The organism is Bacillus sp. 95MFCvi2.1 (assembly GCF_000374965.1).
Taxonomy (GTDB): domain Bacteria; phylum Bacillota; class Bacilli; order Bacillales; family Bacillaceae_G; genus Bacillus_A; species Bacillus_A pseudomycoides.
This window is the reverse complement of sequence record NZ_KB895692.1, coordinates 245,167-266,831: the sequence shown is the minus strand read 5'-3', so window position 1 is coordinate 266,831 and position 21,665 is coordinate 245,167. Positions and strand designations below refer to the sequence as shown.

Genomic DNA, 21,665 nt, shown 5'->3' with positions numbered 1-21,665 from the left:
CGATAGAGGGCGCTCTTCAGGTTAACCTTGTAGGAAATCAAACAGCTCACACTTAAGCCTTCTTTGCCCAACAGACATCATCTTTGCGAGAACGCCAAACAAGTAGCCTTTGAAGCCTTTTCTAATTTTGTTCATCTTCAGAGCAAATACAGATTGTTTAAATGCTGAGATTGCTATCTCGGTTGTATCAACTAAATCAGGTGCATACTTGTAAGCTGCCAATTTAACTTTTCCCCACATAGCATAGATTTCCTTAGCTGTATAAAAGAAAGGGGATACTGTATTGATAAATTCCATCGGTACACATGAGTTAGTCAAATAAGATACATCTAACTCGTCGATATTAACAGATGCGCTATTACGTATCTTTAATTCTTTAGAGCTTTTAGCTTTAAGTGTAATGGCTTCTTCTTCGTGAGATGGCTCCTCAAGTTGCTCAAGAGTAGGCTCAGCAACTTCTTTGCAAGATGCCAACGCATGGTGACGCTCGAAAGGATTAATTACACAGATAAACGCTGAGTAGCCACCACTAACAGGTTTAAACTGCTCAATACGAGTAATGATTCCTAATTCGCTGAAACGTTTGAGGGCACGCTGAACAGTACGCTTAGAGTATCCTGTTAGGTCTGCTAATGTATTATTCTTCAGGTAGCTAACTCCAACGAACTTACATGAGTAGTTTGATAGCTTTAGAAGTATCACTCGTTCGCTGTCCTTTAAATTATATTCCTTAAGAGTGCGATCAATAGTTTTGTCCATCTCAGCAACAGACTGAAAGCTTTCATATTGTCTTAATTTCTTCATGCTCTTTTCCTCCTATGTAATTAAGAAGGAACACCCCTTGAGCTAGTACCAATGAGCATGATACAATAGCAAACAAGGAAGCTCCTTCGAGTTTCTTTAGTAGCTGTAGAGAACCCTGTTCGGTCGCCAAACTAGCAGGGTTCTCTTTTTATTTGTCTTAAATCTCAAGTGAATTAAGTGGATTGAACTTATCGTTTTGCTCTCTCAAGGCTGTTCCCCAAAGAGAAAGATACCTCTCAGTCATTCTCAAATTGCTATGTCTTAGCATTCTTTGGAGAGTAAAAACGTCCATTCCAGCCATTAAGCAACGATGAGCAAAAGTATGACGAAAAGTATGAGCTGATAAGCGAACATCTGAGAAGTTCATTACTTGTTTGAGTCTTTTAAATATGAGCTTCACTGAGTTAGGACTCATCTGTTTCCCTTCTCGTGTGGTGAACACGTACTCGGGTAACCTGCCTAGTTCACGCTCCATGAACACTTTGTACTCACAAAACTCCTTTACAAGCTTGTTTGTAAGAGGGACAGTTTGTTGCTTGCGAGCTTTACCGAATAGGGTTACTGTTTGGTTTACTAAGTCCAACTCACTCCAGCGGATATTAATAAGCTCACCAAGCCTTGAGCCAGTTCCTAAAAGGAAGATAATAATGGTATGGTCTCGATAAGCATAGAAGCTTTTATTCCTAGTTTTGAGTCTCCTATAGTAGCGAAGCATTTGCTTGATATGTTCATCTTGGAAGACCTCAATTTTTATGTCCTCTTTAGCCAGTTTCATTTTACGAATAGGGTTTTCTTTCTCGCTGATAATGTCCTCATGTTGTAAATAATTAAAGAAAATCTTGAGATGGTGAAGCTTGGTATTTCTAGTTACTACGTTGTTCCCTCTTGTCTTTTGGCAATACATGAGGTAGCTCTTAACAGTTGCTTCTCTAATGTCTCGTGTATCAATGAGTTCACGCTCAGAGCAGAACTCTTGGAACTCATGTAGGGTAGCCATATAAGATTGAATTGTACGAGGAGACAGATTAGCGAACTCTTTTTCCTCTTTGAAATCCTTCATAGCAAACTTAAGTAGCATTTTCTTATCAGTCCTTTCTTAGTTTTATAGAAACAAAAAAGAGGACTACCTCTGAGCCAGCTGATTAGCTGACTAGAAGTAGTCCTCTTTTAACTTGTGGTGTCTGATGGAGACCTCCACAGTTTTAGCTTTTGAGAATGTCCTCTCAAGCCTTGATACTATTAAGTTTTATGATCCCGGAGAGGCTCGAACTCACGACCTCCACCCTGTCAAGGTGGCGCTCTCCCTGCTGAGCTACGGGATCATGATAAAAGTGATAATTCATATACGTCTGATAATTCTGTTGATTTTATTATACAAACTTAAGTGGCACCTTACAATAGTTTTTAACTACAATGTTTAAAATGGAACCTGGTAGAATAACACATTTATATTTTGTTTGGAGCACATTTTCATGTAGTTTAATAGTAAATAGTAAGAGAATTACTCATTCATGAAGCTGAAGTGATTTTTTGCGTTTCATCAAGTTAAATATTAATTTTATCCTATAATACAATTTAAAATTGATATAATTTAAAATAGGACATAATTTGAAGGGGCGTGTCACTTTGTTTAGAAGGAGCGGAAAAGGAATTATTCTTGTTGGGTATTTTGTTTTATTTGGATTAATATTCGGTGGCATTATGTTGTTTTATAAAACAGATAAGAAAGAAATGAATGCTGAAAAGACTGAGCAAATCGAAGAGGTAGATAAATCAAAAGATATTGGAATGAAGATAAGAGAAACGCATAGTGATTTAAATACGATTACTGGTTGGGAAAGGTATGAAAATCTAGAGAAGACCGATGCTCCAGATTGGGAAGTGAACGAATGGGGATTCAAGTTAATTGATACCACTTTAAAAGAAGCTGCTTCGTTGACTAAAGGCAATTTAAAGGAAGATTTAGACCGAGCTAGAAAATTGCTTCATATTTCAATTCAAAATCATGATACAACAGCTTTAGTATATGTTCACCGTATTTTACATGATCTTGATATCGGACAAAACAGATTGGAAGCGAGAGATGTGTTTAACAGTGCAAAAGCTGGTGCTGGTGATGCTAGTGCAATACCTACTTATGAGGATTATATTAAGCAACATAGCAAATAAATATTAAATTTATATTTGTTTTGGTAGGATCTTCTTTTTACAATTTCGTGGAAATAGGGTATAACAGAAACAGAAAATAGGTTTATAAATACTTTATAGATTAAAGAGGTATATACAAATGGTAAGAAAATCTTTCAAGATACGTGTATCTAGAAATAGAACGATCTCAATAAATGGTGCGATTCTTGATGTTGATGTCTCTCATGATGAGTTTTTAGATGAGTTTATTGAATGGGTAGATTCAAAAGGTTGGTCCTTCATGGGAATGACCGATGAGATTACAGAAGAGGAAGCAGGGAATAATTTAATAGATTTATTGGCTGATGAGAAGGACAAGTAAGAATGAGTCCTTCTTATTTTTATGCGTATGATTATGTCTTTTCTTATAAAATTATGATATAGTGAAAAACGGCAATTAATTTTCCATTTAAATACCAATTTAATGTTGGATTGGTAGAATTAGTATATAAAGCAAAAGAAAATAGAAAAGGGAGAGTCATATGGTAAATTGTAAGAAAATTTCGGTTTTTATTATGGTGATTTGTTTATTCTTTTTAACGCCTATGACATTGTACGCTGAAACTGGAACTGAACCAGTGCCGGCACCTGGTCCGGGTCCAAATGTGTTTGGGCAGTTTGCAGTTTCAATTGATGCAAAAACAGGGGATGTTTTGTATGACAAAAATGCACATCAGCATGCATTTCCGGCAAGTATGACGAAAGTATTGACTGCTATTTTATTAATGGAGCATACGAAGCCAGAGGAGCAATTTACGTTTTCACAACCTGCATTAGATCAGGAAAAGAGTAATTATCAACTTGAATTTCAGGTAGGTGAAACAATCAATCGTAATACAGCACTAACAATTTTAATGGTATTAAGTGCAAATGATGTTGCGTATGCAATTGGTGAACGTATTGGCGGAAGTATAGAAAACTTTGCGAATATGATGAACGAGAAAGCGAAGCAGTTAGGAGCAAAGGATAGTCATTTTGTAACGCCGAATGGTTTACATGATCCGAATCATTATACGACGGCATATGATATGGCAATGATCACGAGAGGGGTTCAACAATACCCTGAGATTTTACAAGCTATGAATACGAAACGAACAACGGTTACAACATCTAGACAAACGGTTTCTATTTTTAATAAGGCTACTTATTTCGAAAATCCATATAGTATTGGTGGAAAAACAGGTTTTACAAATGAAGCACACAATACACTTGTATTATTAAATGAGAAAGATGGTAATCGTATTGTCAATGTTGTGATGGCGTCACAAAGACCAGAGATTTACGAAGATATGCGTCAAATTGCAGATCATTCTTTCTCACAATTTGCTAAGCAAATGGTTTTAGATAAAAATAATTGGCATCAGAAAGCAACATATTTAGATAAAAATATAGATTGTGAACTTGAAAAAAGTGCAGAATTGATGTTGAAGAAAGATGAAGGTAAGAATGTAAAAGCAGTCTTTAGAACGGCTCCGGTTGATAAAGAAAAACTATATCAAAAGGGGATTCATCGCGGGGATGTAATTGGAATAGTAGACGTGACGAAAAACAATCAAAAGATTGAAAGTATTAATGTTCTTTCTAAGGAAGATGTTACATTTGCAATGCCGAAAAAAAATATAAAGCCAGCTGAACCTACGTATCCTTTTGGGTTGATGGTAAGTATTGGAGCTGGAATTATTGCTTTAATAATAATCGGTTTATATGTGGTAAGACGAGCTAAAAAGAATGCAGTTTCAGAAGTGGAATAGGCAATGATCAATTGCCTATTTTTTATTGCGTTTTTCATTCGTTCATTATAGTATTGACTTGAGTTCTTTTTTAAGAACAACTTAGGATATCCTAGTTTTTACGTGCATATACATAATAAAGAGGAGGAGATAATGATGAAACTAGTTTGGAAGATTATGAGTAACGTCATCTCATTTGTTTTATTTGCGTTAATGGTTTTTTTAGCGTTTATTGTCATCTCATCAAAAGCAAGCGGCGGGGATCCGACTGTAATGGGATATCAATTTAAAACAGTACTATCTGGATCGATGGAACCAACATTTTTAACAGGGTCAATTATTGCAATCGAACCAACGAAAGATGGATCTAAATATAAAAAAGACGATGTAATTACTTTTAAAGAAAGCGATAAAAAAATTGTAACTCACCGTATTATTGATGTGAAAAACGTAAATGGGAAAGTAATGTATGAAACGAAAGGTGACAATAATAATGGGCCGGATTTAAAACCAGTCTTAGCAGAAAATGTTATTGGGAAATATGGAAATATTACAGTTCCATATGTGGGGTATTTGTTGAATTATGCGAATTCAAAAGCAGGAGCAGCCTTACTTTTAATTATTCCAGGCATATGTTTACTTGGGTACTCTGCAATTTCTATTTTTAGTGCAATCCGTAGCATTGATAGCGAAAAGAAAAAGAAATCTGCAGATGTAGGACAATCTGTATAATTCCGTTATTTTCTTCATTTTAGAGATTATAAATATAAAGATATTATTGGGGAAACCTTCAATACCAGTTAATAATGATGCACTTTTGGAGTTATTAAAGGAGAAGGGAATTAAGGCGGGAAACAAGAATACATTTAAAGTGAAATTTGAGTTTGTAGATAATGGAAAAAAATTAAAATCGATTCCAAGGAGATACGCTTGAGCTGAAATGGACATTTGATGCACAGCAAACAGTTGGTAGCGAGAAATAATTATATAAATAGGCTATCAAATTGATAGTCTATTTATATATATTATTTTCGAACTATTATACGGAGATATGTATACGAGAGATTAGATTGATAGAATTAGGTTTTTTACCATGCAAAAAGGCCATATGCCACAAAAATGTAAAAAAATTCTATATTTTTTATTTGATTTTCGGATTTTATTCTATATAATGAAATTATGTTCTTTATAGAGAATTGAATGCGAGTAATGGGAGAGGTTGGAATGATGAAATCATCAAAAAAAATAAAAACAATACTCATGTTACCATGTATGTGTTCAATAGCTTTCTATATGGGATCACAAGTAGTTACGTATACAGAGGCTGCTTTTGTAAATGAGACAAAAATACATTCTACTGTTTCAACTGCAATTGTATTTCCAAAAACGATTGATACTTTGGTGAAAGAAACGCAACAGCATGAGAATTTGATTTTAAATGGAACTGAAGGAATGAATAAGGAAACGCAAGCTGATTCTGTAGAAGTACTCGAACAAAAAGCGCAGCAATGGAGAGAACAGTTTGAAAAAGTGAAAGTGGAACGTGAAGCCTTGCAACACATATATACAGAAATAGAAGATTATTATAAGCAATCAGTAGAAAATGTAAGAGTAAATGATAGCGATTCAAGTAAGCAAGTGCTTCAATATGTACAAGCGGGTTTTACTAAAGTAGGGAGTATTAAGGATAATGTTGATAAGCAAATATCAGTACAAAAAATGGAAGAATTTATTCTAACCCTACAAAAGAAAATAGAAGAGAAAAAAGCGCAACAGGTTAATAACACGTCTGGAAAAACAGAGCAAGAACAAGTCGTACCTTCTTCTGAGCAAAAAGAGTCAAACAGCCAGGAAGAAATAAAGCAACCATCAAACCCTACGCAAGAACAAGTCGTACCTTCTTCTGGGCAAAAAGAGTCAAACAGCCAAGAAGAAACAAAGCAACCATCAAACCCTACACAAGAACAAGTCGTACCTTCTTCTGAGCAAAAAAAATCAAACAAACAAGAAGAAATAAAGCAACCGTCAAACCCTAAACAAGAACAAGTCAATCAAGCTCAATAAGCGAAAAAGACCAATCCAGTATTATAACAGCCTGAAGAGAATAAAGAAGAAGTGCAGAAACAAGATTCAAGCGCTGTACATGAAAACCACTGATTTTTGGGTTATACCTTCTACAAATGTAGAGGTTAACATAAAAAAATGAAGTTCAGGGGGAATATGGAATGGGAATTAAGAAAAAATTAGGAATGGGTGTTGCATCAGCTGCGTTAGGACTATCTTTAATTGGTGGAGGAACATTTGCATACTTTAGTGATAAGGAAGTATCAAATAATACATTTGCAGCAGGTACATTAGATCTTTCTGTAGATCCAACTACGATTATTGATGTTGATAATATTAAGCCAGGGGATAAAATGACACGTGACTTTAAGCTTGTCAATAATGGTTCATTAGATATAAAAACTGTGAAATTATTAACTAATTATAATGTAATAGATTCAAAAGGAGATAATTCAGAAGACTTTGGTAAGCATATCCGTGTGAATTTCTTCTGGAATTGGGATAAATTAAGTGAGCCTATTTTCTCAACGACATTGGCAGATTTAAAGGCTATGTCTCCAGATGCAGTGGAAGAAAGTATTTTTGCAGGTTGGTTTGCTGAAAAGGGTGGTTTGAAGCATGGTGATTCCGATTATCTTTGGGTACAATATGAATTTGTAGATAATAAGCAAGATCAAAATCAATTCCAAGGTGATAAACTTGAGTTGAAATGGACATTTGAAGCAGAACAAACAGAAGGGTCAGAAAAATAATAGGATTGATAGAAAAAAGGTAGGTTTTTCCTGCCTTTTTTTCATACCAATTCTTGTTATATGAGGGATGCACATGAATAAGAAGTGGTTATTTATCATGAGTATATGTCTGATTCTAGTAGTTTTCATTGGTATTACAAAAAATATTGACCAAGTGTATGCAGAGGAGCGGCGAGAAATAGATATAAGTCTTGAGCCCAAAGAAGTACTATTTCATGTTTCAAATATGAAGCCAGGAGACTGGGCAAATCGAAGTATACGTATTAGTAATGAAGGAACAAAGAAATTATCATATAGTATAAAGAGCGAGGCTTCAGAGGGGTCTACGAAATTATATGAAGCTCTTACGGTCACTGTAAAAGATAAACAAGGAGTGCTGTACGAGGGAAGTCTAAAAGAACTTCAAAGTATGGAAAAGCGTACATTAGCAGTTGATAGAACTGACGAGCTTATCTATACGATACATGTTCCTAAAGAGTTAGGAAATGAGTATCAAGGATTACAAACAATAGTAAAATTTATTTTTTATGCAGAGGGACCAACCGGCAATGGTGAGGGTACCGAAAATGAAATGGGAATCAATCAAATGCAACCTCCTGCATCCATAAATTCTAATAGTAACTGGCAGCTACCACGTACAGGTACGCAGCAAAGCAGTATGATTTTAATAGGGTTTGGCTTAGTATGGTGTGGATTATATTTTTATAAAAAGTATATTCAAATGAAGTATCGGAAGGATTAAGTCTTTTTAAGGACGAATAGAGAATAGTTTCAAAATTAATATTATTTTATAGTTGCAATTACACCTCTACGTTCTTTATAATGAACATAAGGTAGCTTTTAAAGAACAGATAAATTCAAGGGGTATTGTACATACATTGGCCGTAGAAAAATAACAGGCGTTCTATTGGTTATACCTCTTATCCTACATTAAGAGATAACAATAAAAAAAATAGCTAGGGGGAATTTACAGTGAGTTTAAAGAAAAAATTAGGTATGGGAGTCGCTTCAGCGGCATTGGGATTATCTTTAATCGGTGGAGGAACATTCGCTTACTTTAGTGACAAAGAAGTATCGAACAATACGTTTGCAGCGGGTACATTAGATCTTACTTTGGACCCTCAAACAATTGTAGATATTAAGGACCTTAAACCAGGCGATTCTGTTAAGAAAGAATTCTTATTAAAGAACAGCGGCACGTTAGCAATTAAAGATGTTAAATTAGCAACGAAATATTCAGTTACAGATGCGAAAGGCGATAACGCTGGGGAAGATTTCGGTAAGCATATTAAAGTGAAATTTATTTGGAACTGGGATAAACAAAGCGAGCCTGTATATGAAACAACATTAGCAGACTTACAAAATGCTGATCCAGATCTTCTAGCAAAAGACATCTTTGCTCCAGAGTGGGGTGAAAAGGGTGGCTTAGAAGCTGGAACAGAAGACTACCTATGGGTACAATTTGTATTTGAAGAAAATGGTCAAGATCAAAATAAATTCCAAGGCGATAAATTAAACTTAGAATGGACATTCAATGCAAACCAAACTGAAGGCGAAGAGAGATAATCAATAAGGAAATAACAGACAAAAAAGCGGGGATTCCCCGCTTTTTTTGTAACTAAAAAAAGAGTGCCCCCCAGTATGCACTTCTTTTCGTATATATTATTTCTGATTTCTCTTCCATTTTGTAAACTCTAAAAATTCACGAAACTGTTCTTTTGATACACCGGAGTTCATGGCTTCTTTGACGAGATGTGTCCATTCCGAATCCAATTGATTTTCGGATGGTATTTCGTCATGAAGGAGCGTATCCACGGGAATTTGCAGAACATTAGCAATTTTTTCAAGAAATTGAATGGAAGGGTTCTTTTGTAAATTACGTTCAATGGAACTAATATAAGACTTTGCAACACCTGCTTTTTCAGCAAGTTCTGTTAAAGAAATCCCTCTTTGCAACCGAAGGCGTTTTATACGTTCTCCTATCATCTTTGTGCACCTTTCTGTAAGTATGTAGTCGGCTTATGATGTCATTATTATAACACAAATTTCGTTAAAAAGAACGCCTCTGCTAGTTTCTGGTAGGCTGGTTCATACGTTGGAAAAAGTGTTCGATATCTTGAATAGCAATCCCAGCATCTAAAGCTTCAAGCATTAAATCAATCCAATCCTGATCTAGCGTATCTGCCTTTTCTTTGTACAAAGTGTATTCCTCCCTAATATGTAATGAATCGTACAAAATAAACAACCTTTTAAACACATTATAATATTTCGAAAAGTTAATTTGGTAAAAATAATGTTAATTTATTGTATATTTTGTAGGTAAAATCAATAAAAAGTTATTGTTTTGTCATTCTATAAAGAAATTGTAATAGTTTTATCAAAAATTATCAATATCTTCAGAAATAACTGATATATGGAGAAATATTTTGTGGAAAACATGTAATTTTTACAAAAATGTTACGAAAGTTACAAAATAGCACAAAAACAAACAAAATATTGAAAAATTACTGAATTTTTATTATTATCTAAATATTGGTACATATTTTATTGGGGGAGGAAAAAAGGGATGAAAAAGAAACCGTTTAAAGTGTTATCAACACTTGCTGTAGCAGCTGTTCTTAGTTGCTCATTTGGGGCTGGTAGCCAGTCTGTTTATGCAGAAACACCTGCAGTACCTACAAGTCCAATTGATGATCATTTAATTCCAGAAGAGCGCTTAGCTAATGCTCTTAAAAACCGAGGAGTGATTGATTCATCAGCTTCAAATGAAGAAACAAAGAAAGCTGTCGAAAAGTATGTAGAGAAAAAGAAGGGTGACAAACCTGGAAAAGAAGAAACAACTGGGGATTCTGTTACAAAAGAAGCGTCTGATTTCCTGAAGAAGGTTAAAGATGCAAAGGCAGATACAAAAGAAAAATTAGAAACACCAGCAAATGGTAATGGAGCTGGAGCAGTTCCCGCTAAAGGCGCATTAAATGGTAAAGTGCCAACTACTTCTGCAAAGGCAAAAGAGTATAATGGAAACGTTCGTAAAGACAAAGTACTTGTTTTACTTGTAGAGTATGCTGACTTCAAACATAACAATATTGATAAAGAACCTGGTTATATGTATTCTAGTGATTTTAACCAAGAACATTATCAAAAAATGTTATTTGGTGACGAACCATTTGCATTAGATGATGGAAGCAAAATTGAAACATTTAAGAAGTATTATGAGGAACAATCTGGCGATAGCTATACAGTAGATGGAACAGTTACAAAGTGGTTAACAGTTCCAGGAAAAGCTGCTGATTACGGCGCAGATGCTGGAGATGGTCATGATAATAAAGGACCACTAGGACCTCGTGACCTGATCAAAGATGCATTAAAAGCAGCGGTAGATAGCGGTCTTGATTTATCAGAATTCGATCAATTTGATCAATATGATGTAAATAAAGATGGCAATCAAAATCAACCAGATGGCTTGATTGACCACTTAATGGTTATCCATGCTGGTGTTGGACAAGAAGCTGGTGGTGGCAAATTGGGTGATGATGCAATTTGGTCACATCGTTGGACAGTTGGTCAAAAACCATATGAAATAGAAGGTACAAAATCAAAAGTACCATACTGGAATGGGAAAATGGCAGCGTTTGACTACACAATTGAACCAGAAGATGGAGCAGTTGGTGTATTCGCGCATGAGTATGGTCATGATTTAGGTCTTCCAGATGAGTATGATACAAAATATTCTGGCGGCGGCGAGCCAGTTCAGTCATGGTCTATTATGAGTGGCGGTAGCTGGGCAGGTAAAATTGCTGGAACAACGCCAACAAGTTTCTCTCCGCAAAACAAAGAGTTCTTCCAAAAAACAATTGGTGGAAACTGGGCGAATATTGTGGAATTAGATTATGATAAGTTAAACCGAGGAATTGGTTATGCAACATACTTAGATCAAAGCGTAACAAAAACGGATCGCCCAGGTCTGATCCGTGTTAATTTACCGGATAAAGATGTAAAAGGAATTCAGCCTGCGTTTGGTAAGAAGTACTACTATAGTACAAAAGGTGATGATCTTCATACAACATTAGAAACACCTTTATTTGATTTAACAAATGCAACAAATGCAAAGTTTGATTACAAATCATTATATGAAATTGAAACAGACTATGATCTCTTAGAAGTACATGCAGTAGCAGAAGATGGGTCGAAAACATTAATCGATACAATTGGTAATAAAAATGTAAAAGGTGGTGCAGATACCACTCTTGGAAAATGGGTAGACAAATCTTATGATTTAAGCCAATTTAAAGGTAAGAAAGTGAAGCTTGTATTTGAATATATTACTGATGGTGGTTTAGCATTAGATGGATTTACTCTTGATAATGCAACATTAACAGTAGATGGTAATGTTGTATTCTCTGATGATGCAGAAGGTACACCAAAATTCAAACTAGATGGCTTCGTTGCTTCTACTGGAATTGAAAAGAAAAAGCACAACTACTATGTAGAGTGGAGAAACTCTGCTGGTGCTGATGAAGCGTTAAAATATGCTCGCGGTCCAGTATATAACACAGGTATGGTTGTATGGTATGCAGACTCAAGCTATACAGATAACTGGGTTGGCGTGCATCCAGGATACGGATTCCTTGGTGTAGTTGATTCTCATCCTGAAGCAATTGCAGGAACTTTAAATGGTAAGCCAACATTTAAAGATAGCACACGTTATCAAATTGCTGATGCAGCGTTCTCTTTCGATCAAACACCAGCATGGAAAGTTGTATCACCAACTCGTGGAACATTTGAATACAGTGGACTACCAGGTGTTGCGAAGTTCGACGATTCTAAAGCTTATATTAATAAGCAAATTCCAGATGCAGGACGCATTTTACCAAAACTTGGCCTGAAATTTGAAGTAGTTGGCCAATCGGATGATAAGTCTGCAGGTGCAGTTCGCTTATATCGTTAATTTATGAAGAAGCTGTTGAAGGTTTTCCTTTCAACAGCTTTTTTTATGAGCAAATGTATTTTATATGAAATGCAAACTCGTATATAATTAAACTTTAAGAATAGGAAAATGTTAAGTAAAAGGTGGAATATATATTGAAGAATCAATATACAACCTTTTTTTAAGGTGGTAGAGAGGATCCGTCCAAGCATAGAAGCGGTCAGATCTTTTTCCTGCCCCATGCCAAGTGAAAACAAAGAGAGAAAATGAGTGTAGGTCACTTTTTGTTTTCATAACAGTAATGTATATGTTGAAATGGCAATGTAAATATAGAAGGTGGGGATAGTAGATGGATATCACTTCTATTGTGAACGAGCAAAAGTCATATTTTTATAAAGGTCACACAAGAAATATAGAAGAAAGAAAGCAACATTTAAAAAGATTATATGAAGGGATTCAGCGTTTTGAATCTGATATTTTTCAAGCGTTAAAATTGGATCTAAATAAATCAGATCATGAATCATTTACGACAGAGGTTGGATACGTATTAAAGGAAATTTCATTTTTAGTGAAACATCTTTCTTCATGGAGTAAGCCGAAGCGCGTTCGTACCGCACTTACACATGTTGGTTCGAAAGGAAAAGTGGTTCCAGAGCCTTATGGTGTTACCCTTGTAATGGCTCCGTGGAATTATCCCTTTCAACTTGCGGTTGCACCCCTTGTAGGGGCAATAGCCGCTGGAAACACGGTTGTATTAAAGCCGTCAGAATTGACACCTAATGTTTCTAGTCTTCTTGCAAATATGTTACAAGAGTTATTTCCGGCTGAACTTGTTGCGGTTGTTGAAGGCGGTATTGAGGAGAGTACAGCACTGTTAAAAGAGCCGTTTGATTATATTTTTTTCACCGGTAGCGTTGGAGTGGGTAAAATTGTTATGGAGGCGGCAGCTAAAAGTTTGATTCCCCTTACGTTAGAGCTTGGTGGAAAGAGCCCATGTATTGTGCATAATGATGCAAAGTTAGAAATAGCAGCAAGGCGCATAGTTTGGGGGAAATTCTTGAATGCGGGACAAACATGTGTTGCACCTGATTACATATATGTTCATTCTTCTGTAAAAGAACAATTTATTGAAGCACTACGAATTGAAATTAAAAATCAATATGGCGAAAAACCACTGCAAAATGAAAATTACGTTCGGATTGTCAGTAAACGTCATTTTGAAAGATTATGTTCTTTCTTACAAGATGGTAGGGTTGAAATTGGTGGGAAATATAATGAGGAAACTCTGCATATTGAGCCTAGTATTATAACGAATATTACATGGCAGGATTCCGTTATGGAAGATGAAATTTTCGGTCCAATTTTGCCGATTATAGAGTATGAGAAAATAGAAGACATTATGGAAAGAATTCAGCGACAACCTAAATCATTAGCTTTATATGTATTTTCAGAGAGTAAAGAAATTCAAAGACAAATTACACGTAATGTCTCATATGGCGGTGGGTGTATAAATGACGTTGTATATCATCTTGCTACGCCATATCTACCCTTTGGTGGTGTTGGGAGCAGTGGATTAGGAAGTTATCATGGAAAACAAAGTTTTCGCACATTTTCACACTATAAAAGCATTTTATCCCAATCTACAGTATTTGATATGAAAATTCGTTATTCTTCTACAAAAAGTGCTTTAAAATTCATACGAAAGTTGTTAAAATGATGATGGTGTTTATCAGTAGGCGTAGCCGTATGATAAAAACCCCTTCTCGCCTGAAGGGGTTTTTCTGTTCGACATATGTATCATGCGAAAATGAATCAAACATACTACATAAAGAATAGATGAGGACGCTGTTAAACAATCGTTTTTGTTTGGATCGAAACAAAAGAATTGATAGAAAACTAATATTTATTCATGAATATAAAGATTAAAAATTTGAGGTAGATAGGACGGGAAAATGAAAAAGATTATTAAAGTTGAAGCAGTAGAAAAACATTTTGGAGATCAAGTGATTATACCACCTCTTTCTTTAGATATTAAAGAAGGAGAATTTTTAACAATTCTTGGACCGAGTGGGTGTGGGAAAACAACGTTACTTCGTATGATTGCAGGTTTTGAAACTCCTACAAAAGGGAATCTCTTACTTGACGAGGATAGAATTAACGATTTACCACCTTATAAGCGTCATATGAACCTAGTGTTCCAGCATTATGCATTATTTCCACATATGACGGTGGAGAAAAATATTTGTTTTGGTATGAAGATGCAAAAAGTATCAGCGGCAGAACAAAAAGAACGTGCAGAAGAAGCGATGCGCTTAACGCAGCTCCTTGAATTCCGTAATCGTAAGCCTGCAAAACTTTCTGGTGGACAACAACAGCGTGTTGCAATTGCAAGAGCAATCGTAAATAATCCGCGTGTGTTATTACTGGATGAACCACTTGGAGCGCTTGATTTTAAGTTGAGAAAAGATTTGCAGCGTGAATTGAAAAATTTGCAGCGTAATTTAGGAATTACGTTCATTTATGTAACACACGATCAAGAAGAAGCAATGAGTATGAGTGATCGAATTGTTGTTATGAATAAAGGACATATTGAGCAAATCGGAACGCCAAAGGAAATTTATAAAGAACCGAAAACGTTGTTTGTTGCGACGTTCATTGGTGAAAATAATATTATAAAAAATGGGGAAAGCTACGTAGCAGTGCGCCCTGAAAATGTAAAAATACGTTCGGTTGAGCAACCGATTTTAAAAGAATACCATCTTGGGCATATTGAAGATGTTGAATTTGTTGGAAATATGGAAAAGCTTTATGTACGCGATGAAAAAACATCAGAACTATTAATGGCATATCAAACTGCCGAAGAAGCAGCGCAGTGGAGTATCGGTGATAATGTATATGTAGGCTGGGAGCAAGAGGATGAGGTGACCTTAAATTGAAAAAAGGGAAACTACTCGCATTACCTACAGTTACATGGTTGCTAATCTTCTTTTTATTTCCGCTTGTATTCGTATTAGCATTTGCGTTCTTACAGCGTGGAGCATACGGGACAGTGGAAATGCAATTTACATTAGATAATATATCGCGCGTGTTTGATCCGTTGTATATGAATACATTATGGGAAACAGTGAAAATTGCAGTTATTACAACAGTACTTTGCTTACTCATTGGTTATCCATTTGCATATACAATTACAATTGTTGATCGTAAATATCGTTCTATTCTTCTATTATTAGCAACGATTCCGTTTTGGATTAACTTTCTTGTGCGCTCATATGCATGGATTGTTATTTTACGTTCACAAGGTCTTGTAAATACATTATTGCTGAAGTTAGGCATTATTAATGAACCTTTAAATTTATTATATAATACACCATCTGTAATATTAGGAATGGTATATTCTTTACTTCCATTTATGATTTTACCAGTGTATGCAGCGATTGAGCAGCTTGATAAACGTAAGTTAGAAGCAGCATATGATCTAGGGGCAACACCAATGAAGGCATTTTGGAATGTGACATTGCCAATGACGATGTCAGGGGTCGCTACTGGTTCGATTCTAGTATTTGTTTCATCTATCGGAATGTTTGTTGTATCAGACGTCATGGGTGGATCAAAAGTAGCATTGATCGGAAACGTGATTCAAAACCAATTCTTAGGTGCGCGTGACTGGCCATTTGGATCTGCATTATCAATTATTGTTGTTCTGTTCTCTGTTCTGTTAATTTACTTATATTATCGTGCGACGAAAGTATATAAATACGGAAACGGAGGGGAATAGACAAAGATGAAGAAGTTTTTAGTATCTTATTCTTGGTTGATTTTATTGTTCTTGTATTTTCCAATGATGGTTCTAATGGTATATTCTTTTAACGATTCGCGTATTAACGCAGAATGGGAAGGATTTACCTTCCATTGGTATACAGATTTGTTTCAAAAGCAAGATGTCATTGATGCATTTGTAAATAGTATTACAATTGCAATCGTGACGACAGTTGTGACAACGGTTCTTGGCGTGATTTTTGCTGTTGCATTACATCGTTATAAATATCGTTTTGAAGGAGCAATTAATGGTCTTGTATATTTACCGATTCTAATTCCGGATATCTTAATGGGATTATCATTACTCATTTTATTTAGTCAAATTGGGATGGAACTTGGACAAGTTACCATTATTATTGCACATATTACATTTAGTATTTCGTTTGTTGTTGTGATTTTAGCAGCACGTCTTTCTGGTATGGGACGTGATTTAGAAGAAGCGGCGAATGATTTAGGTGCAACCCCATGGCAAACGTTTCGTTATGTAACGTTTCCAGGAATTGCACCTGGGGTTATTTCAGCGGCATTATTAACATTTACATTATCAATCGATGATTTTGTGATTAGTTTCTTCGTGTCTGGACCAGGATCAACAACATTGCCATTATATATTTACAGTATGGTGAAACGCGGAGTAACACCTGAAATTAATGCTCTTTCTACAATATTAATTGTTGTTATTGTTGGATTAATGGTTGCATCGGAAATATTCCGTAATAAAGGTGCAGATGGTGAAGAAAACTCTGGAGGACATCTTCCATTATAAGAGAGAATTACAAAGAACGAGGAGGCAATGAATCGATGAAATGGATGAAAACAATAGCTGGTGCAGCAATTAGCTTTAGCCTTGTTGCCGGTGTACTTGCTGGCTGTGGTGAAAAGAAAGAGGAGCTAAATATTTATAGCTGGGCTGATAACTTTGATGAGCAAGTGTTAAAGGATTTTGAAAAAAAATATAACGTGAAAATTAACTATGATAAATACGCAAGTAACGAAGAAATGCTTGCGAAATTACAAGCTGGTGGTGCAAAATATGATTTAATTCAACCGTCAGATTACATGGTTAAAACGATGGCAAAAATGGATTTATTAGAGCCATTGGACAAGAAGAACATTCCAAATGTAAAAAATCTTGTTTCAAATTTTAAAACACCTTCATTTGATCCAGAGAATAAATACTCGCTTGTATACACTTGGGGTGTAACAGGAATTGCTTACAATAAAAAGTATGTAAAAGAAGCGCCAACAAGTTGGAGCGACTTATGGAATGAGAAATATAAAGGACATGTTACTTTATTAAATGATTCTCGTGAAGTGTTAGGAGTGGGTCTGAAAAAGAACGGATTTTCAAACAGCACACAAAATGATGCAGAGTTAAAGACAGCAGCTGCTGACTTGCAAAAATTACTTCCTAACTTACTTGCATTTGATACAGATAATATTAAACAAAAGTTTATTACAGAGGATGCTTGGATTGGAACAGTCTGGTCTGGAGATGCAGCGTTCATTGCAAAAGATAATAAAGATGTAGAGTATGTTGTTCCAAAAGAAGGCGGTACAATTTGGGCGGATACATTAGCAATTCCAAAAGGTGCGAAACATAAAGATCTTGCCGAGAAGTTTATGAACTACTTAATGGATGAAAAAGTAAGTGTAAAAAACTATGAATCCATTGGATATAGTAATCCAAATGAAAAAGCATGGGAACTTCACAGTAAAGAGTATCGTGATAATCATATGATTTTCTTATCGAAAGACGAATTAGCTCGTACAGAGTGGCTTGTTGATGTAGACAATAAATTAAAAGAGTATGATCGTTACTGGACAGAGTTAAAAACAAAAGGAAAATAGAAACAGAGAACTGAATCTTTTAGGTGGGAGAGAGGGTACGGCCGGGCATAGAAGCGGTCGGATCCTTTTTTCGCCCCATGCCGCGTGAAAACAAAGGGAGAAAATGAGTGGAGATTCCTTTTTATTTTCATAGCCGCGATTTATGTGTTGGAAAAACAAACTGGATATATAATAAAATGCGGTTTCTAAATAGGAACCGCATTTTTTCATAATAGGAGGAAAAATTTGAAACGAAAATTACATCGATATGGGCTTGCTTGTATTCTCTTGTTGTTTGCTGCATTTGCTCTCATTGCTTGGAGAGTACAAGCAGATGGTGTAACAACACTTGATATATATGTGAAAGATCTTGTAAGAGGATTACAAACAGAAAGTTCACTTGTGTTTTTTACATATTTTACAAAAATGGGATCTGCAATTGGGATTATAAGCACGCTTATTCTTAGTCTGTTCGTGTTTTGGAAGAAACGTTACTATGCCGCGATGATTGTGTATCCTACGGCCGTGTTAATGACACATCTTGTGAATAAAGGAATAAAAGAAATGATGAAAAGAGATCGTCCGAGCTTAAATGAAGCGCTTGATGCCCTTGGATATAGTTTTCCGAGCGGCCATGCTATGCTATCAATGATTACGTATGGATTTCTTGCTTATATCATTGCTGCAAACGTAAAAAATGTGGCTGGGAAAGTTGTTATTACGATTGCGATGGCATTGCTAATCATATGGATTGGATTAAGTAGGATTATTTTATCTGTACATTATCCGACTGATATTTTAGCTGGCTATTGTTTAAGTGGTATGGCATTAATTATCGCTATTTATTTTCATCGCTTATTTTCGGAGCGATTTGGAACGAATCAAGAGAGATGAGACACGTCCGAAAAGGCTCAGATTACTGGGTTTTTCGGACGTTTTTTTTCATACCAAATTCTCTAATTGATTATGGTAATATGTGCTAAAATATATATAAATCCAAATGAAAAAACCGACATAAACCATTTTTTAGGTGGAAGAGAAGATCCGTCCGTGGATAGAAGCGGTCAGATCCTTTTTCAGCCCCATGCCAAATGAAAACAGAAAGAGAAAACAAGTAGCGGTCACTTTTTGTTCTTCGTCGCAGCAACTTATATGTCGAAAAATTAAAATGGATTTATATAGAAAGATTCACTAATTATATAAAGTAGGTGAAGATGTGTGAAGACAAATGTACATAAAATAGATAAATGGGGGAATTTCGGTAGTTTTCTTTATCAACTTCGCTATACAGTCATAATTACATTAGTTGTGTTAGCGATAGCACTCGGCATTTTCGCACCAAAACTTCCAGGGGTATTAGGGGGCGATGGTTTCCAAACAAAAGGAGACTATCAAACGACAAAAGCAATTTTAGATAAAGATTTTAAACAGTCTCAAGATACGCTCCTTCTTGTTTTCCAGAAGAACAAAGGAATTTCAAAAGAGGATTTTCAAAAAAGAATCGAAGACATTACAACAAGAATTCAAACGAAAGAAACGTATGATTCATTCCATCATCCATTAGAAAATAAAGAAATGTTACAAGACGATATTGCGTATGCGACAATTTTATTTTCCGGGAAAACAAGTAAAGAACGGAATGAAAAGACATTACAATTTGCAAAAGAAATAGAAAAGGAAAGTAACGATACTTTGAAAGTATCACCAACAGGTTTTCCAAAGATTAATGAAGAAATTAATGAGCGGACACAAAATGATTTGAAAGTAGCAGAAATGATCGGATTGCCAATTGCCTTTCTTGTACTACTATTTTCATTCGGTAGCTTGCTTGCTTCCATCTTGCCGATTTTAAATGGGGCGCTGAGTGTTATTAGTACAATGGGCATTTTATATTTTATTGGTGTAGATAAAGAGTTATCTATTTTTGTATTAAATGTTGCACCTATGATTGGGCTTGCGCTATCAATTGACTTTGCATTGCTGTTTGTGAATCGGTTTCGAGATGAAGTGGCATATCGGACAGTAAAAGAGGCGATAGCTGTCACATATCAAACAGCGGGGCGTGCTATTGTATTTTCAGGGTTATGTGTTTTTGTTGGTTTATCCGGTTTGTTTTTCTTTGAAATTGATTATATTCAGTCTGTTGCGATTAGCGGGATGATTGTTGTTGTAATGAGTATGTTATTTTCACTTACACTTCTTCCGGCATTGTTATCGTTAATAGGGAAGCGAATCTTGAAAAGGGATCAAACTGCACCTCGCACTTCAAATATGTGGCGTAAGTTCGCTCAATTTGTTATGAAGCATCCTATTATGATGATTATCGTTGTTACATTGTTTATTATTGTCTGTTTGTTGCCGCTCCGTACTGCTAATCTGCAATTTCCTGGTGTAGAAGCATTGCCAGAGAAAAGTGATACACGAATTGCATATGAAAGGTATGAAGAGTCATTTAACAAAATTGTAAAAACACATGCTGATGTTACACTAGTACTAGAGATGAAAAGTAATGTCATAGAGAAAGAAAATTTACAGAAGTTAGAAGATGTTATTCAAAAACTGAAAAAAGATAAGCGTGTATATAAAGTAAAAAGTCTATATGACGAACTAAACGGTATGAAACCTGAACAGCTTGCTACATTGTTACAATCCCCACAGCGTACGCAAGTGGAACCTATACTGGAAGCATATACAAAAGGAAATAAAACAACTCTTCAAATTTCCTTGGATACAAAGCCGAGAACGGAAACTGCGAAGCAATGGGTTCGTGATTTTAAAGACACGTATAAAGATGACAGTATTACGTATTATTTAGGTGGTATGACAACATTTCAACAAGAGTTAGAGGATGAAATTAAAGATAAAGTTGTGGTTGGGATGTCTGTCATTTTCGGTTCCACTTTCTTTATTTTGCTCTTTGCATTCCGATCTATACTTATTCCAATTAAGGCCATTGTGATGAATGTACTTAGTTTAAGCGCAACCATTGGTATTGTGATTTGGCTATTTGAAGGTGGGCATTTTGGATTGGAAGAAAGTTCAGTTTTATTCGTGTTACCAATCTTTATATTCGGCCTTGTGTTCGGTTTAAGTATGGATTATGAAGTATTTCTTATTTCTCGTATTCATGAATTGTATGAAGAGACAGGAGATAATGATACGGCAACGTTAGAAGGACTTGTATCAACGAGTCGTATCATTACATCAGCTGCTCTCATTATGATTGTTGTAACAGGAGCATTTGCATTTACTGATATTTTACCAGTAAAGCAAATGGGACTCGGTGTGGCACTTGCTATTTTTCTTGATGCAACAATAATTCGACTTATGCTTGTACCAAGTTTAATGAAAATGTTCGGAGATTGGAACTGGTGGCTGCCGTTCCGAAAGAAAAAAGTAAAATCATCGGATTAAAAAAGCGCTCATCTTGTAGAGAGACCACTGAAAAACGGAAGTTTTTCAGTGGTTTTTTTTGATCCGCCATTCTTTCCATATATATTCATTTTGATTTACTGACATATCAATTGCAGATATGAATACAAAAGTGGATCT

At 35.5% G+C, this 21,665-nt stretch carries 21 protein-coding genes and 1 tRNA gene; 17 read left to right on the top strand and 5 right to left on the bottom strand.

Annotated features, from left to right (window positions below; translation table 11 throughout):
• Positions 1 to 21 precede the first annotated feature (21 nt).
• From C568_RS0106995 to C568_RS0106980, 3 genes are all read right to left on the bottom strand, one after another.
• Complete coding sequence (locus C568_RS0106995; protein WP_006094065.1) at positions 22 to 804, bottom strand: helix-turn-helix domain-containing protein; 783 nt, start codon at positions 802 to 804, stop codon at positions 22 to 24.
• Positions 805 to 961: 157 nt separating this feature from the next.
• On the bottom strand, positions 962 to 1,882 hold the full coding sequence (locus C568_RS0106985; RefSeq protein ID WP_006094066.1) for a tyrosine-type recombinase/integrase: 921 nt from the start codon (positions 1,880 to 1,882) through the stop codon (positions 962 to 964).
• A gap of 171 nt (positions 1,883 to 2,053) precedes the next feature.
• Positions 2,054 to 2,126, bottom strand: a tRNA-Val gene (locus C568_RS0106980).
• A gap of 304 nt (positions 2,127 to 2,430) precedes the next feature.
• Here C568_RS0106980 and C568_RS0106975 point away from each other — a divergent pair.
• The 9 genes from C568_RS0106975 to calY all read left to right on the top strand — a co-directional run bounded on the left by C568_RS0106975 (position 2,431) and on the right by calY (position 9,103).
• On the top strand, positions 2,431 to 2,973 hold the full coding sequence (locus C568_RS0106975; protein ID WP_018781076.1) for a hypothetical protein: 543 nt from the start codon (positions 2,431 to 2,433) through the stop codon (positions 2,971 to 2,973).
• 118 nt (positions 2,974 to 3,091) lie between these two features.
• On the top strand, positions 3,092 to 3,313 hold the full coding sequence (locus tag C568_RS0106970; protein WP_006094068.1) for a hypothetical protein: 222 nt from the start codon (positions 3,092 to 3,094) through the stop codon (positions 3,311 to 3,313).
• 160 nt (positions 3,314 to 3,473) lie between these two features.
• The gene (locus C568_RS0106965; RefSeq protein ID WP_018781075.1) at positions 3,474 to 4,742 is read left to right on the top strand and encodes a D-alanyl-D-alanine carboxypeptidase family protein; all 1,269 of its coding nucleotides are present in this window, start codon (positions 3,474 to 3,476) and stop codon (positions 4,740 to 4,742) included.
• 135 nt (positions 4,743 to 4,877) lie between these two features.
• The gene (gene sipW / locus C568_RS0106960) at positions 4,878 to 5,453 is read left to right on the top strand and encodes a signal peptidase I SipW (RefSeq protein WP_016113886.1); all 576 of its coding nucleotides are present in this window, start codon (positions 4,878 to 4,880) and stop codon (positions 5,451 to 5,453) included.
• A gap of 203 nt (positions 5,454 to 5,656) precedes the next feature.
• On the top strand, positions 5,657 to 5,704 hold the full coding sequence (locus C568_RS36380) for a hypothetical protein (protein WP_371388584.1): 48 nt from the start codon (positions 5,657 to 5,659) through the stop codon (positions 5,702 to 5,704).
• Between the two features lie 244 nt (positions 5,705 to 5,948).
• On the top strand, positions 5,949 to 6,785 hold the full coding sequence (locus C568_RS0106950; protein ID WP_231398652.1) for a DUF4047 domain-containing protein: 837 nt from the start codon (positions 5,949 to 5,951) through the stop codon (positions 6,783 to 6,785).
• 161 nt (positions 6,786 to 6,946) lie between these two features.
• Positions 6,947 to 7,537, top strand: a complete 591-nt coding sequence (locus C568_RS0106945) for a CalY family protein (protein WP_006094072.1) — start codon at positions 6,947 to 6,949, stop codon at positions 7,535 to 7,537.
• 73 nt (positions 7,538 to 7,610) lie between these two features.
• On the top strand, positions 7,611 to 8,279 hold the full coding sequence (locus C568_RS0106940; protein WP_018781073.1) for a TasA family protein: 669 nt from the start codon (positions 7,611 to 7,613) through the stop codon (positions 8,277 to 8,279).
• Positions 8,280 to 8,509: 230 nt separating this feature from the next.
• Positions 8,510 to 9,103, top strand: coding sequence for a biofilm matrix protein CalY (calY, locus tag C568_RS0106935; protein ID WP_003196030.1), 594 nt, complete (start codon positions 8,510 to 8,512; stop codon positions 9,101 to 9,103).
• A gap of 96 nt (positions 9,104 to 9,199) precedes the next feature.
• Here the strand turns inward: calY and C568_RS0106930 are convergent, their stop codons facing one another.
• Together C568_RS0106930 and C568_RS0106925 are read right to left on the bottom strand one after the other, a co-directional pair.
• Entirely contained in the window at positions 9,200 to 9,523 is a 324-nt protein-coding gene (locus tag C568_RS0106930) for a helix-turn-helix domain-containing protein (protein ID WP_003196031.1), read from the bottom strand.
• Positions 9,524 to 9,605: 82 nt separating this feature from the next.
• The gene (locus C568_RS0106925; protein ID WP_003196032.1) at positions 9,606 to 9,737 is read right to left on the bottom strand and encodes an anti-repressor SinI family protein; all 132 of its coding nucleotides are present in this window, start codon (positions 9,735 to 9,737) and stop codon (positions 9,606 to 9,608) included.
• A 366-nt stretch (positions 9,738 to 10,103) separates the two neighbouring features.
• Here C568_RS0106925 and C568_RS0106920 point away from each other — a divergent pair, with 366 nt between their 5' ends.
• The 8 genes from C568_RS0106920 to C568_RS0106885 all read left to right on the top strand — a co-directional run bounded on the left by C568_RS0106920 (position 10,104) and on the right by C568_RS0106885 (position 21,527).
• Positions 10,104 to 12,485 (top strand): immune inhibitor A domain-containing protein, encoded by a 2,382-nt coding sequence (locus C568_RS0106920; protein ID WP_018781072.1) that lies wholly within the window; start codon positions 10,104 to 10,106, stop codon positions 12,483 to 12,485.
• A gap of 328 nt (positions 12,486 to 12,813) precedes the next feature.
• Complete coding sequence (locus tag C568_RS0106915; protein ID WP_018781071.1) at positions 12,814 to 14,181, top strand: aldehyde dehydrogenase; 1,368 nt, start codon at positions 12,814 to 12,816, stop codon at positions 14,179 to 14,181.
• 235 nt (positions 14,182 to 14,416) lie between these two features.
• Complete coding sequence (gene potA / locus C568_RS0106910; protein WP_006094076.1) at positions 14,417 to 15,400, top strand: spermidine/putrescine ABC transporter ATP-binding protein PotA; 984 nt, start codon at positions 14,417 to 14,419, stop codon at positions 15,398 to 15,400.
• Positions 15,397 to 16,242, top strand: a complete 846-nt coding sequence (potB, locus tag C568_RS0106905; protein ID WP_018764143.1) for a spermidine/putrescine ABC transporter permease PotB — start codon at positions 15,397 to 15,399, stop codon at positions 16,240 to 16,242. Before potA ends, potB begins: the two co-directional genes overlap by 4 nt.
• Before the next feature lie 6 nt (positions 16,243 to 16,248).
• Positions 16,249 to 17,049 carry a spermidine/putrescine ABC transporter permease PotC gene (gene potC / locus C568_RS0106900; RefSeq protein ID WP_003206425.1) on the top strand — a complete coding sequence of 267 codons (801 nt, stop codon included), beginning with the start codon at positions 16,249 to 16,251 and terminating at the stop codon, positions 17,047 to 17,049.
• Between the two features lie 35 nt (positions 17,050 to 17,084).
• Positions 17,085 to 18,134, top strand: coding sequence for a polyamine ABC transporter substrate-binding protein (locus tag C568_RS0106895; protein ID WP_003196038.1), 1,050 nt, complete (start codon positions 17,085 to 17,087; stop codon positions 18,132 to 18,134).
• A 225-nt stretch (positions 18,135 to 18,359) separates the two neighbouring features.
• Entirely contained in the window at positions 18,360 to 19,007 is a 648-nt protein-coding gene (locus tag C568_RS0106890) for a phosphatase PAP2 family protein (protein ID WP_006094077.1), read from the top strand.
• Between the two features lie 324 nt (positions 19,008 to 19,331).
• The gene (locus tag C568_RS0106885; protein WP_018781070.1) at positions 19,332 to 21,527 is read left to right on the top strand and encodes an MMPL family transporter; all 2,196 of its coding nucleotides are present in this window, start codon (positions 19,332 to 19,334) and stop codon (positions 21,525 to 21,527) included.
• Positions 21,528 to 21,665: the final 138 nt, after the last annotated feature.

Coding starts and splice junctions, on each gene's coding strand:
- C568_RS0106995 (WP_006094065.1), bottom strand. CDS start 804: ATGAAGAAATTAAGACAATATGAAAGCTTTCAGTCTGTTGCTGAGATG.
- C568_RS0106985 (WP_006094066.1), bottom strand. CDS start 1,882: ATGCTACTTAAGTTTGCTATGAAGGATTTCAAAGAGGAAAAAGAGTTC.
- C568_RS0106970 (WP_006094068.1), top strand. CDS start 3,092: ATGGTAAGAAAATCTTTCAAGATACGTGTATCTAGAAATAGAACGATC.
- C568_RS0106965 (WP_018781075.1), top strand. CDS start 3,474: ATGGTAAATTGTAAGAAAATTTCGGTTTTTATTATGGTGATTTGTTTA.
- sipW (WP_016113886.1), top strand. CDS start 4,878: ATGAAACTAGTTTGGAAGATTATGAGTAACGTCATCTCATTTGTTTTA.
- C568_RS0106950 (WP_231398652.1), top strand. CDS start 5,949: ATGAAATCATCAAAAAAAATAAAAACAATACTCATGTTACCATGTATG.
- C568_RS0106945 (WP_006094072.1), top strand. CDS start 6,947: ATGGGAATTAAGAAAAAATTAGGAATGGGTGTTGCATCAGCTGCGTTA.
- C568_RS0106940 (WP_018781073.1), top strand. CDS start 7,611: ATGAATAAGAAGTGGTTATTTATCATGAGTATATGTCTGATTCTAGTA.
- C568_RS0106930 (WP_003196031.1), bottom strand. CDS start 9,523: ATGATAGGAGAACGTATAAAACGCCTTCGGTTGCAAAGAGGGATTTCT.
- C568_RS0106920 (WP_018781072.1), top strand. CDS start 10,104: ATGAAAAAGAAACCGTTTAAAGTGTTATCAACACTTGCTGTAGCAGCT.
- C568_RS0106915 (WP_018781071.1), top strand. CDS start 12,814: ATGGATATCACTTCTATTGTGAACGAGCAAAAGTCATATTTTTATAAA.
- potA (WP_006094076.1), top strand. CDS start 14,417: ATGAAAAAGATTATTAAAGTTGAAGCAGTAGAAAAACATTTTGGAGAT.
- potC (WP_003206425.1), top strand. CDS start 16,249: ATGAAGAAGTTTTTAGTATCTTATTCTTGGTTGATTTTATTGTTCTTG.
- C568_RS0106895 (WP_003196038.1), top strand. CDS start 17,085: ATGAAATGGATGAAAACAATAGCTGGTGCAGCAATTAGCTTTAGCCTT.